The organism is Caulobacter sp. SSI4214 (genome assembly GCF_012184455.1).
GTDB lineage: Bacteria > Pseudomonadota > Alphaproteobacteria > Caulobacterales > Caulobacteraceae > Caulobacter > Caulobacter vibrioides_E.
This window is the reverse complement of record NZ_SZWJ01000006.1, coordinates 37,229-49,800: the sequence shown is the minus strand read 5'-3', so window position 1 is coordinate 49,800 and position 12,572 is coordinate 37,229. Positions and strand designations below refer to the sequence as shown.

Below are 12,572 nucleotides of genomic sequence, written 5' to 3'. Positions count from 1 at the left end.
TCCGGCCCCATGGCCGGCGTTCTGGGGGATAAGATGCTCACCACCACAAAACGACGCTGGGCTTTTCGCGCCTCGGCGCTGACCCTAGCGCTCGCCGCCGGCGCCTATGCCGGCTGGGCTCCGCCCGCCGCCGCTCAGGCCAAGACGGGCGCGACCGCCACCGCGCCGGTGGCGCTGGATATTCCCGCCGGCCCGCTCGGCGAAGCCCTGATCGACCTGTCGCGCGCGACGGGGCTGCGGGTCGTCGCCGATCCCGGCGCGCTGGCCGGGCGGACGACCCGAGGCGCCATCGGCACGCTGACCGTCGATCAGGCGCTGACCCAACTGCTGAAAGGCCAGGATCTGGTTTATCAGCGCAAGACGAACATGGTGATCATTCGTCCCGGCAAGCGGGCGCGGCAGGCCGAGGCGTCGCCGGTCAATCGCGAGAGCCCGGTCGAGACGGCCTCCCGCGTCGATGAAGTCGTTGTCGTCAGCACGCGTCGCGACGCCAGTTCCAGCGCCTTCCACGCGCCTCAGCCGGTGTCGATGCTGTCGGCGGCCGACCTCCAGCACACCGCCACGCATAACGCCGCCGAAATCCTCGGCCTGCTGCCCAGCGTGAACGTCATGCAGAACGGCAGCTCGTTTCTGAGCGGCAGTAACGCCTACGCGATCGACGGCGCCTCGCGCGGCGAGGGCCAGTTCGTCTCGATCCGCGGCATGAATTCCGAATACAATGTCACGCTGTTGAACGGTGTCGAGGTGGCCCAGGCCCAGGCCTATTCGCGGGCGGTCCAGTTGAACCTGCTGCCGCCCTCGGCGGTCCAGACCGTCGTGCTGCGCAAGACGTCGACGCCGGACATGAACGGCGACGCGATCGGCGGCACGATCGATTTTCGCACCCCGACCGCGTTCGACTTCAAGGCGCGCCAGAGCGGATCGATCAGCGTCAGCGGGCGGCTGGAGAGCCAGGCGCGCCGACTGCATAGCGACGACGGCGGGTTCGGCGTCGCCGCCGACTACGCGCGCAAGCTCGACGCCGAGGAGCATTTCGGCGTCTATGTCAGCGGCTACTACTCGATCCGCAACTACGCCAACTCGCTTATGGGGGGGCTTCAGGCCGCGGCCAGCGGCGATGACTCCCATGCCTACGCGGTTGTCGATGCGAAGGGGGCCAATCCGGCGGGCGTCGATCCGGCCGCCAACACCATCCTGGCTGGCATGAACATCGGCGTCTCCAGCGGCCGGACCAAGATGTGGGGCGGCGCGACCGCGCTCGACTGGCGGCCGGACGCCGACACCAGCGTCTATCTGCGCGGCTCCTATGCGCGCTTCTTCACCACGCAGAATTCGAGCCTGAATCAGATCATCGGCGAACACGCGGTCAACCGCGAAGGCCGCAGCCCGTTCAAGACCGACCTCGACGGTAATTTCATTCTTGACCAGAACGGGGTCAAGATCGTCAGCGACAACGTCTATAAGACCGACGCCGCCGGCAACTACCTGCTCGACGGCGATGGCCAGAAGGTCTTCCAGGGCAAATATGTCGACCTGGGCAATGGCCGTTATGGCACGACCATCCCTTTCGTCTCCAACCGTCTTTGGTACGAAACCAATCCCGAGCGGGCCGAGCTGACCACCGTCTCGCTGGGCATGGACAAGCGGACGGACGGTTGGACGATCGCGCCGAACGTCTTCTATTCGTATGGCCGCAACGACCGTCCCGACCACCTGGAGCTCTGGACGACCTCGGTGCCGACCGGCGGGTCCAGCCCCGGCGCGGCCCTGTTCGGCCGACCGACCCTGGTGACCTACAATTCGAGCGGCTACCCGGTTCCGCGACTGACGCCAGACATGGAGCGGGCCGCCGCCAATCCCGGTTCGATGCCCGGCGCCTGCTGCTACGAAAAGACCACCGGCCTAAGCGAGCAGACCAAGTACGGCGCCCGGATCGATGTTAGTCGCGAGCGCGACGGCGATTTCGCCCACGTGATCAGCGGCGGCCTGCGCTATGTGCGCAGCAGCCGCGAGGTCAGCAACCGCGACTGGACGGTCAACGAGCCCAATCCACGCGCGACGGTCGCCGACGACAGCGTCCTGTTGAAGGGCTACTTCCCGGGTTTTCCGGGTCAATACGGCTACAAGATCCCCAATTTCGATTTGGACGAGCTGTCTCGTCGTTTTTCGGCTCTGACCAACACCAAGGCCAAGCTCGACGCGGCCAGCGACGTCTGCACCGGCAGCGACACGGCCTGGCAGATCACAACCAACGACAACTGCAACACGCTGAGCGGCAGCGAAGCGGTGTGGTCGGGTTATGTCAGCACCGTCTCGGCGTTCGGCGACGCCCAGATCGTGGCTGGTCTTCGCTATGAGAAGACCCTGATCCACAACCGCTACTGGGTCCGCAAGTGGGACCAGTCCGGCGACGAGGTGCTGGGCGCGTTCGAAAGCAACCGGTCGACCTACGCCAAGCTTCTGCCCAGCATCGCCCTAACCTATCGCCCCACCGATCGCAGCGTTTATCGCGCCAGCCTCTGGACCAGCTATACGCGTCCGGCCTTCTTCCAACTGGGCGGTTCGGCGACCCAGTCTTATGACCCGGCGTCGCGGGCGACCACGATCACGCGCGGCAATCCCGACCTGAAGGCGATCGACGCGATCAACGTCGATGTCAGCGCCGGCTGGACGTTCGAGCACCACGGCTATCTGAGCGTCGGCACCTACTACAAGCGGCTGTCGAACTACATCTACAGCAGCGGCTCCAACTATGTGAACGCCGACGGCGATCGCGGCGGACTGGTCATCATCAATCAGCCGCGCAATGGCGGCGACGGCGAGATCCTCGGGGTCGAGCTGGAGGCTCAGCAGAAGCTGTCGGTGATCAATGCGGCGCTCGAGAACTTCTCGGTCGGCGGCAATCTCTCGGCGCAGCACACCCAGGTCGACATCGGCACGAGCTGGGGACGTCACCAGCGGATGCAGAACGCGCCGACCCTGGCGGGCAATATCGGCGTCTTCTACGCGGGCGACCGTCTCTCGGTGGACGTTCTCTACCGTTACACCAGCGACTTTCTGCAGAAATACGACCTGTTCGCGAAGGGCTCGAGCTGGAGCGACGTCTGGGTGAGGCCTACCCGCCGGCTGGACCTGCATGCGGGCTATCGCCTGGGCCGGATCAATCTGGATCTATCGGTCGAAAACCTGACCGGCACGAACAGCTACTGGTCTCACGTCGGCCGCAAGACCTTCGCGATCTCCGACATCGTTCAGTCGGGTCGCACCGCGCTGCTGACCGCCAAGTACAGCTTCTAATCGCCTTCCCCTGCCTTGGCGCGCGGCTTGTCCGCGCGCCAATTTTTCGATGCCAGCGATGGAGTCATCCATGAAGAAGCCGTTCGGCGCGGCGTTGCTCGCGCTCGCCCTCATCATCGCCAGGCCTGCCGCGAGCGCCGATCGCCCGGTCGACCCTCCCGAGCAGGTCCTGACCGGTCATCTGACCCGAGCCGACCATCAGACACATCGCGAGGTCGCCTTCCAGGTGCCGCCCGGCGCGACGCGGGTGACGGTCCGTTTTCGCTATCTGAAGCGCACTCAGGACGCGGGCGTCGACATGGGCCTGTTCGACTCCCAGCGCTTCCGGGGCTGGAGCGGCACGACGCGGGACGTCTTCACCCTGTCGACCGAGGAGGCGACGCCCGGCTACCTGCCCGGACCGCTGCCCGCCGGCCGCTGGCGCCTGGTATTGAGCGCCTCGCAAGTCCGGCCGGGCGCCGAGATCGACTACGAGGTGCGCGTCGCCGTCGAAATGAGCCCTCGGCCCACCGAATTCGCCGATGCGCCGATCAATCCGGCCCCCGGCTGGTACCGTGGGGACTTCCACGTCCATACCGGCAATTCCGATGGCGGCTGCGCGGCCCAGAGCGGCAAGGACAGCCATTGCCCGCCTTATCGCGCGGTCGAGACGGCGGCGGCGCGAGGTCTCGACTTCGTCGCGATCACCGATCACAACACCACGGCCCACTATGCCGAGATGCGCGCCCTGCAGGAACATTTCGACAAGATGCTGCTCGTCCCCGGCCGGGAGATGACCACCTTCTTCGGGCACGCCAACGTCTTTGGGCTGACGCAGTTTCTCGAGTACCGTATGACCCGCGGCGACGCGGCGAACGCCTTGCCATGGATCCAGGCGGCCAACGCCGCCGGCGGCCTCGTGTCGATAAACCATCCCGGCGTGGCGACGGGCGAGGAGTGCATGGGCTGCGGCTGGTCGGTCGATCCGTTGCCGCCCGGCTCGATCGGGGCCGTGGAGGTTGTCAACGGCGGCACGCTCGACGAATTCGGCACGCCCGAGGGCCCCAAGCAAGGCTTTGACCTGTGGACCCGCCTGCTCAACGGCGGCGAACATGTCACAGGGATCGGCGGCAGCGACATCCATGATCCGGATCTTCCGATCGAGCGGCTGGGCACGCTCGGCTCGCCGACCACGGTGGTCTATATGCCGGAACTCTCGGTGAAGGGCCTTCTGGCTGGGTTGCGGTCGGGCCGGGTTTTCATTGATGTCGATATGCGCCGCGAACGCCTGCTGGACCTGCGTGGAGAGGCGGGTCAAGCGCGTGCGGTGATGGGCGGTTCGCTCCCCCTGGCCAAGGGGGCCAAGGGGGCCTTCTTCGTTACCGCCCACGGCGTTCCCGGCGGTCAGATCGAGGTCATCAAGGACGGCGTGCTCGCGCCGGCCCTGGCCCGTCCGGTCCCGGCGGACGGCGAGGCGAGCTTCGCCTTCACGGGCGATGGCGCGCGTCATTGGCTGCGCGTACAGGTCCGCGACGTCATGGGGCGCCTCGTCCTGATCGGCAACCCAATCTATATCCGGTGATGAGATGCAAGGGCCAATATCCGCGGCGCTTTCTCCGGCTAGATCTCGACGCGAAATTATCCCGGAAGCCGCGAACGGTTACGAGGCTCGCTGGATACGCTGCCTGAATGGCGCAGCTATCTCAAGAATAGAAATTTCGGTCGACATTGAGTTGGCGCGACAATGTCGGGTTTCTGGAGAGGAGCGGACGGCAGGTTTTGGCGCTACGTCGACGGTCAGTCACCCACTGTTCGGTTGAGGCTTCTAGGCGCCCATAGACGCTCAAGTCACCGTGGTAACTCCGGGAATAGGAAAGAAGCTCACGCACACAGCGGGCGGCGAAAAGCTGGGGAAGTATGGCCTTTCCAAGAAGGCGAACACTTCGGACGCGCCGATTTCTTCACGGCCTCGGAAATCCAGTCCTCGCAAGTATTCGGCTCGCGGGTTGGAGGGCTCGAAACTGGGGTTTCTGGGCGATAGCGCCAGAAATGACCCGCCCCGTGTGCCGCAAGTCACTGTCAAATAAGAAGAAAATGGTGGATGCGACAGGGATTGAACCTGTGACCCCCTCGGTGTGAACGAGGTGCTCTCCCGCTGAGCTACGCATCCGCCTTTGGGGCCGGTCCGTGCGGGACCGATCCGCGAGAGGAGGGGGTCTATAGTCTGGTGTTCGGCGCGGGGCAAGAGGCCAAAAGCGTCGCGCAGGCCTCCGGCACGTCCAAAAAGCTGTGGATGACCCGATCCGCGCCCAGGGTGTCGACCGGCTCTTCGGTATAGCCGAAAGAGACCAGCACGCTGGGGACGCCGGCGTTGCGGGCGCCGAGGGCGTCGTTGATGCTGTCGCCGACCATGACGGCGCGGCCGATCTCGCCGCCCACGGCGGCGATGGCGGTCGCGACGTGGCGGCCGTCGGGCTTGGCGGCCGGAGCGCTGTCGGCGCCGATCACGGCGTCGAAGAATGGCAGCAGATGCACCGCCTCCAGCAGGGCGTCCGACAGGTTGGTCAGCTTGTTGGTGCAGACCACCAGCTTCACGCCGGCCGCCTTCAAGTCGGTCAGCACCTCGACCACGCCGGGGAAGGGCGCGCTCTCCTGGGCGATGCGGGTCAGGTAGTGGTCGATGAAACGCTGGACCCGCGGCGGGGCGCGTTCGGCGTCGAGGGGCGAGCCGGCGGCGGCGAAACCACGCTCCAGCAGGGCCCGGGCGCCGCGACCGACCATCAGCCGCACCGCGTCGAAGGGCAGGGGCGGCAGGGCCTCCTCGGCGAGGATGAAGTTCAGCGACCCGACCAGATCGGGCGCCGTGTCGACCAGGGTGCCGTCGAGGTCGAAGGCGATGGTCGCCCCGTTCAGGTCATGAAGCGCGCGCATGGCTCTGGCCTTTCCGTCAATTGCGCGGCTAATGCAACGCTGAACGCGCTTTGGGGAGTCGCCCACGCCCATGACTGATCTCGTCTCCAAGCCGGCCCGCCCGCGCGCCGCCGTGATCCTGGCCGCCGGCCAAGGCACGCGGATGAAGTCGCCGACGCCCAAGGTGCTTCACAAGCTGGCTGGCCGCACCCTTACCGACCACGCTATCGACGCGGCTCAGAACCTGGGCTGCGAGCGCATCGTCGTCGTGGTCGGGGCGCACAGCCCCCAAGTCGGCGAGAGCGTCCGCAAGCGGCTGGGCGCGGGCTCGACCGTGATCCAGGATCCGCCGATGGGCACCGGACACGCCGTGCTGGCGGCCAAGGAGGCCCTGGCCGATTTCGAGGGCGACGTCGTCGTCACCTACGCCGACTGCCCTCTCACGACGGCTGGCGTGATCGCGCCGCTGTTCCAGGTCCTGACCGAGGGCGCGGACGTCGCGGTGCTGGGCTTCGAGGCGGCCGACCCGACCGGCTATGGCCGGCTGGTCCTGGGGCCGGACAACCTGCTTCTGAGCATTGTCGAGGAAAAGGAAGCCGACGCGGCGACCAAACAGGTGAAGGCCTGCAATTCCGGCGTCATGGCGGCCGATCGGGCGACGCTGTTCGGCATCCTCGCCGATGTGCGCAACGACAACGCCAAGGGCGAGTACTACCTGACCGACGTCGTGGGTCTGGCCAACGGGCGCGGGCTGACGGCGCGCGCCGCCTTCGCGCCGGAGACCTCGGTGCAGGGGGTCAACGCCCAGGCCGAACTGGCCGCCGCCGAAGCGGTCTGGCAGACCGCCCGACGCAAGGCCCTGATGGCCGAGGGCGTGACCATGCCCGCCCCCGACACCGTTCACCTGTCTTGGGACACCCAGATCGCCGGCGGCGTGACGATCGAGCCGTTCGTGGTCTTCGGTCCGGGCGTCAGCGTCGCCAGCGGCGCGGTGATCAAGGCCTTCAGCCACCTGGAAGGCGCGGTGGTGGGCGAGGGGGCCTTGATCGGTCCCTATGCTCGTCTGCGGCCCGGCGCGGAAATCGGAGCCGAAGCCCACATCGGCAACTTCGTCGAGGTCAAGAAGGTCAAGGTCGGAGCCGGGGCCAAGGCCAATCACCTCAGCTATCTGGGCGACGGCTCGGTGGGCGAGAAGGCCAACATCGGGGCCGGGACGATCTTCTGCAACTACGACGGCTTCGACAAGTTCGAGACCCACGTCGGCAAGGGCGCGTTCATCGGCTCGAACAGCGCCCTGGTCGCGCCCGTGCGGGTGGGCGACGGAGCGATGACGGGCTCGGGCTCGGTGATCACCAAGGATGTCGAGGACGGGGCGCTGGCGCTGGAACGCGCCGAGCAAACCGTCAAGGCGGGGTGGGCGGCCAAGTTCCGCGCCCTGAAGCAGGCGAAGAAGGACAACAAGGCATGAGCAGCGCCGACGATCAGAAGCGCCTCTCGGGCGAAGCCGCGGCGGAGCTCGTCGAGAACGGCATGGTGGTGGGGCTGGGCACCGGCTCGACGGCCGCCTGGTTCGTCAAGGCGCTGGCGGCGCGCGGGCTGTCGGACATTCGCGGCGTGCCCACCTCGGAGGCCACCGCCAACCTGGCGCGAGAGCTGGGCCTGCCGCTGGCGGCGCTGGACGACGTCAAGACGATCGACCTGACCGTCGACGGCGCCGACGAGATCGGTCCGGGGCTGTCGCTGATCAAGGGCGGCGGCGCGGCCCTGCTGCGCGAGAAGCTGGTCTGGGAGGCCTCGACCCGCTGTGTCGTTATCGCCGACGCCGCCAAGAAGGTCGACGTCCTGGGCAAGTTCCCGCTGCCGATCGAGGTCGTGCGTTTCGGTCACGTCCATACGGGCCGCCGCCTGGCCGATATCGCCGCCGAGTTCGACCTGCCGCCGCCGCGCCTGCGCCAGGCCGATCGGGGCATGGTGGTGACCGACGGCGGCAACCTGATCTACGACATGGCCTCGGGCCGCATCGACGAGCCGGCGGCCCTGGCCACGGCGCTGAAAAGCGTCACGGGCGTGGTCGATCACGGCCTGTTCCTGGACCTCGCCGATGAGGCCCTAGTCGGCACGGATCAGGGCGTTATCCATCTGCGCCCCTGACCTTCGGCGCTCGCCGCCCTAGATAAGCCGCCAAACCGCAGTTTCCGGAGGCCGTGATGGCTGACTACGACTTCGATCTCTTCGTCATTGGCGCGGGCTCCGGCGGCGTGCGCGCGGCGCGCCTTGCGGCGATGACCGGGGCTAAGGTCGCCGTGGCCGAGGAGTATCGAGTCGGCGGCACCTGCGTGATCCGGGGCTGCGTGCCCAAGAAGTTCATGGTCTACGCCAGCGAGGTCACGAGCCAGCTGAAGACGGCCAAGGGCTATGGCTGGACGATCGGCGACGCCCACTTCGACTGGAAGAGCTTCCTGCACGATAAGGACGTCGAGATCGCGCGTCTGTCGGGCATCTATGTCACCAACCTGCAGAAGGCCGGGGCGCATCTGTTGCATGGCCGCGCCCAGATCCTGGACGCCCACACCGTCGAGGTCCTGCCCAAGGAAGGCGGCAAGGACGCGGGAACCTACACCGCCCGGAAGATCCTGGTCGCGACGGGCGGCCGGCCCGTGCGCCCCGACTTCCCCGGCGCGGAGCTGGGCATCACCTCGGACGAGGCGTTCCATCTGCCGAAGCTGCCCAAGAGCATCCTGATCGTCGGCGGCGGCTACATCGCCGTCGAATTCGCCGGGATCTTCAACGGCCTGGGCGTGCAGACCACGCTGCTCTATCGCGGCGCCAATATTTTGCGCGGCTTCGACGACGATGTGCGCTCGCACCTCGCCGACGAGCTGGAAAAGCGCGGGATCAAGGTGGTTTTGGGATGCTCGCACAAGAGCATCGAGAAAGCCGAGGACGGCGTGTTGGTCAGCACCCTGTCCAACGACCTGACCTTCGAGACCGAGGCGGTGATGTTCGCCACCGGCCGCGAGCCCTACGTCCAGGGGCTGGGGCTGGAGAAGGCCGGTGTGAAGCTCAACGACAAGGGCGCGATCGCCGTCGACGAGCATTCCAGGACCAATGTCGCCAGCATCTGGGCCGTGGGCGACGTGACGGACCGCATCAATTTGACGCCCGTGGCCATCCGCGAAGGCGCGGCCTTCGCCCAGACCGAGTTTTACGACAACCCGACCACCTTCGATCACGAGATGGTCGCCTCGGCGGTGTTCTCGCAGCCGCCGGTGGGCTCGGTGGGCATGACCGAGGCCGAGGCGCGTCATGCGTTCGGCGGCGTCGACATCTACCGCTCGGTGTTTCGCCCGATGAAGATCACCTTCTATGGCGGCCAGGAACGGTGCCTGATCAAGCTGGTGGTCAAGCAGGACGACCAGCGCGTGCTGGGCGTCCATGTGGTGGGGCCGGACTCGCCCGAGATCATCCAGATGGCCGCCATCGCCGTGAAGATGGGCGTGACCAAGCCGCAGTGGGACTCGACCTGCGCGGTTCACCCGACCCTGGCCGAGGAACTGGTCACGCTGCGGGAGAAATACATTCCGGTCGAAGTCGGCGGGATTGGATGACGTCGGAGCTCGCGCCCGAGCGCCGCACGCCCTGGCTGGGCGCGGTCGCCGTCTTCCTGATGGCGATGATCCCGCTGGTGGGCTACCTGGCGCCGCTGGGGTTCGCGCCGCTGCTGGCCTTGACCGGCCTTTTGGTCACGCCGACCCTGGCGCGCGCGCGGCAGCCGATGCTGCCCGTCTTCGCGCTTTTGCCGCTGCTGGCGTGGGCGCTGATCAGCCTTCACTGGAGCCCCGCGGCGCCGCATCTGGCCGACCTGAAGAAGGACAAGGCTCTCGGCGCCTTCACCGCCTTCAAGCTTGTGCTGGAGTTGGGCTTCTACGGCGCGGCCGTCGCGGCGTTGGGGACCCTGTCGCGGCGCTCCGCGCGGCGGGCGGGCGCGGTGATGATCGTGGCCGCCGCGGCCTTGGCTCTGATCACCGCTTTGGACGGGGCGTTGCAGGCCAAGATCTTCCAGGCGCTGCGGCGAGCCAGCCATGACCCGATCCGGCCGGACCTGGCCATGGTCAAGGTGTCGATGGGCGCCTATCCGCTGGCGCTGCTGTTCTGGCCATGCGCTCGCATCCTGGACGCCTGGCGCGTGCGGGGGCGGACGATCATCATCGCGGCCATGGCCGTTCTGACCATCGCCGGCGCGCACTTCACCGGGGCCGACGCGCCGATCGCGGCCCTGCTGGCGGGCGGTCTCGTTTGGCTGGGCGTTCGCGTGATCGGCAAGCCGGTCGCCCGCGCCCTGATCCCGATCGTGGCCCTGCCGTTCATCTTCGCGCCGATGGTGGTGCTCTGGTCGGTGCGGAGCGGCTTCATCGCCTGGCTGCACGTGCTGGCTCCGCCCTCGTGGGACGCGCGCCTTAATATCTGGGCTTTCGCGACCAACGAGACGGTTCAGCATCCGCTGCGCGGCTGGGGCATAGACGCCAGTCGCATGTTCGGAAACGCCATCCCGCTGCATACTCACGACGCGGCCATCCAGCTGTGGCTGGAGCTGGGTTCGATCGGCGCGGCCTTGGCTGGGGCCTTCTTCGCCTGGCTCGCCTATCGCGTCGTGGGGCGGACCGGGGAGGACCGTCGCGATGGCGCCATGGCGGCGGCGACCTTGGTCGCCTATTTGACCATCGGCGGCATCAGCTTTGGCGTCTGGCAGGAGTGGTGGATCGCCCTGGGCGCTCTGGCCGCCATCGCCTGCGGCGTCGCGCAAAAATCGAGCGCTTCGCCGCGCTAGCGCGACAACGACTTTTCTCGCTCCGTCGGGTTGACGCTATCTAGCCGCACGATTTTGCCTTTCCGTCCTTTTCGCGATATCTACCCCGCCCCTTGCAATGATCGAGCCTGTCATGACCGCCCGCTGGACCCCCGTCGCCTGGAGAGCCAAACCCGCCAAGCACATGCCCACCGACTATCCGGACATGGGCGCCGTGGAGCGGGTCGAGCAGACGCTTCGCCAGATGCCGCCGCTGGTGTTCGCCGGCGAGGCGCGTCGCTTGAAGACGCTGCTGGGCGATGTCGCGGAGGGCCGCGCCTTCCTGCTTCAGGGCGGTGACTGCGCCGAGAGCTTCAAGGAATTCCACGCGGACAATATCCGCGACACCTTCCGCCTGATCCTGCAGATGGCGGTGGTGCTGACCTTCGCCGGCGGCAAACCGGTGGTGAAGGTCGGCCGCATCGCCGGCCAGTTCGCCAAGCCGCGCTCCGAACCGGTCGAGACCGTCGGCGATCGGACCCTGCCGTCGTACCGGGGCGACATCATCAACGGCATGGACTTCAGCGAAGCCGAGCGCGTGCCCGATCCGGATCGGCTGCTGAAGGCCTATGGCCAATCGGCCGCGACCCTGAACCTGCTGCGGGCCTTCGCCAGCGGCGGCTATGCCGACCTCTACAACATCCACCGCTGGACCCTGGGCTTCGTCGGCGACAGCCCGCAGGGCGCGCGTTATCGAGAACTGTCGGAGAAGATCTCCGAGGCCCTGACCTTCATGTCGGCCGTCGGCGTGACGCCCGACACCCAGCCGGACCTGCGCCGCGTCGAGTTCTTCACCAGCCACGAGGCCCTGCTGCTGGGCTTCGAGGAAGCCATGACCCGCGTCGATAGCACCTCCGGCGACTGGTACGACACCAGCGCCCACCTGCTGTGGATCGGCGAGCGCACCCGCCAGCTGGACGGCGCCCATGTCGAGTTCATGAAGGGGGTGAAGAACCCGATCGGCCTGAAGTGCGGCCCGACCATGGAGGGCGACGACCTGCTGCGCCTGATCGACGTGCTGAACCCGAACAACGAGCCGGGCCGTCTGACCCTCTATGGGCGGTTCGGCTCGGACAAGATCGCCGATCGCCTGCCGCGCCTGATGAAGGCGACCAAGTCGGCTGGCCGCTCGGTGGTCTGGGCCACGGACCCGATGCACGGCAATACGCTGAAGGCCTCGACCGGCTACAAGACCCGTCCGTTCGACCGCATTCTGAGCGAAGTGAAGAGCTTCGTGGAGATCGCCCAGGCCGAGGGCGTCCACCCAGGCGGCGTCCACCTGGAGATGACCGGCCAGAACGTCACCGAATGCCTGGGCGGCGCCCGGGCGGTCTCGGAAACGGACCTCGCCGACCGCTATCACACGCATTGCGATCCGCGCCTGAACGGCGAGCAGGCGCTGGAACTGGCGTTCCTGGTGGCGGAAAAGCTGAAGTCGGCCCGCGACGATCAGCGCCGGTTGGCGGCGGGGTGAGGCGCCATGGTCGCGACCGAATATCGTTTGTTCGCGGCGTGTTTAGGGTGAGATCGCTGGCTTAAC

At 67.1% G+C, this 12,572-nt stretch carries 8 protein-coding genes and 1 tRNA gene; 7 read left to right on the top strand and 2 right to left on the bottom strand.

What is annotated here, in order from left to right; translation table 11 throughout:
* The first annotated feature begins 33 nt into the window (after positions 1-33).
* Both FCU40_RS03165 and FCU40_RS03160 read left to right on the top strand, forming a co-directional pair.
* Complete coding sequence (locus FCU40_RS03165) at positions 34-3,297, top strand: TonB-dependent receptor (RefSeq protein ID WP_168072875.1); 3,264 nt, start codon at positions 34-36, stop codon at positions 3,295-3,297.
* 70 nt (positions 3,298-3,367) lie between these two features.
* Positions 3,368-4,858, top strand: coding sequence for a CehA/McbA family metallohydrolase (locus tag FCU40_RS03160; RefSeq protein WP_168072873.1), 1,491 nt, complete (start codon positions 3,368-3,370; stop codon positions 4,856-4,858).
* A gap of 513 nt (positions 4,859-5,371) precedes the next feature.
* Here FCU40_RS03160 and FCU40_RS03155 read toward each other — a convergent pair.
* Both FCU40_RS03155 and FCU40_RS03150 read right to left on the bottom strand, forming a co-directional pair.
* Positions 5,372-5,446 (bottom strand) — tRNA-Val (locus tag FCU40_RS03155).
* 47 nt (positions 5,447-5,493) lie between these two features.
* Entirely contained in the window at positions 5,494-6,207 is a 714-nt protein-coding gene (locus FCU40_RS03150) for a phosphoglycolate phosphatase (RefSeq protein WP_168072871.1), read from the bottom strand.
* Between the two features lie 70 nt (positions 6,208-6,277).
* Between FCU40_RS03150 and glmU the strand changes: the two genes are divergently transcribed.
* The 5 genes from glmU to FCU40_RS03125 all read left to right on the top strand — a co-directional run bounded on the left by glmU (position 6,278) and on the right by FCU40_RS03125 (position 12,506).
* The gene (glmU, locus tag FCU40_RS03145; protein WP_168072870.1) at positions 6,278-7,654 is read left to right on the top strand and encodes a bifunctional UDP-N-acetylglucosamine diphosphorylase/glucosamine-1-phosphate N-acetyltransferase GlmU; all 1,377 of its coding nucleotides are present in this window, start codon (positions 6,278-6,280) and stop codon (positions 7,652-7,654) included.
* On the top strand, positions 7,651-8,337 hold the full coding sequence (gene rpiA, locus FCU40_RS03140; RefSeq protein WP_168072868.1) for a ribose-5-phosphate isomerase RpiA: 687 nt from the start codon (positions 7,651-7,653) through the stop codon (positions 8,335-8,337). The genes glmU and rpiA overlap by 4 nt, the downstream gene beginning before the upstream one ends.
* A gap of 56 nt (positions 8,338-8,393) precedes the next feature.
* Complete coding sequence (gene gor, locus FCU40_RS03135) at positions 8,394-9,794, top strand: glutathione-disulfide reductase (protein WP_004617585.1); 1,401 nt, start codon at positions 8,394-8,396, stop codon at positions 9,792-9,794.
* Positions 9,791-11,014: an O-antigen ligase family protein gene (locus tag FCU40_RS03130; protein ID WP_168072866.1), complete on the top strand. Its 1,224-nt coding sequence runs from the start codon at positions 9,791-9,793 to the stop codon at positions 11,012-11,014. The genes gor and FCU40_RS03130 overlap by 4 nt, the downstream gene beginning before the upstream one ends.
* A 112-nt stretch (positions 11,015-11,126) precedes the next feature.
* Positions 11,127-12,506, top strand: coding sequence for a 3-deoxy-7-phosphoheptulonate synthase class II (locus tag FCU40_RS03125; protein ID WP_168072864.1), 1,380 nt, complete (start codon positions 11,127-11,129; stop codon positions 12,504-12,506).
* Positions 12,507-12,572: the final 66 nt, after the last annotated feature.

Coding starts and splice junctions, on each gene's coding strand:
- FCU40_RS03165 (WP_168072875.1), top strand. CDS start 34: ATGCTCACCACCACAAAACGACGCTGGGCTTTTCGCGCCTCGGCGCTG.
- rpiA (WP_168072868.1), top strand. CDS start 7,651: ATGAGCAGCGCCGACGATCAGAAGCGCCTCTCGGGCGAAGCCGCGGCG.
- FCU40_RS03130 (WP_168072866.1), top strand. CDS start 9,791: ATGACGTCGGAGCTCGCGCCCGAGCGCCGCACGCCCTGGCTGGGCGCG.
- glmU (WP_168072870.1), top strand. CDS start 6,278: ATGACTGATCTCGTCTCCAAGCCGGCCCGCCCGCGCGCCGCCGTGATC.
- gor (WP_004617585.1), top strand. CDS start 8,394: ATGGCTGACTACGACTTCGATCTCTTCGTCATTGGCGCGGGCTCCGGC.
- FCU40_RS03160 (WP_168072873.1), top strand. CDS start 3,368: ATGAAGAAGCCGTTCGGCGCGGCGTTGCTCGCGCTCGCCCTCATCATC.
- FCU40_RS03150 (WP_168072871.1), bottom strand. CDS start 6,207: ATGCGCGCGCTTCATGACCTGAACGGGGCGACCATCGCCTTCGACCTC.
- FCU40_RS03125 (WP_168072864.1), top strand. CDS start 11,127: ATGACCGCCCGCTGGACCCCCGTCGCCTGGAGAGCCAAACCCGCCAAG.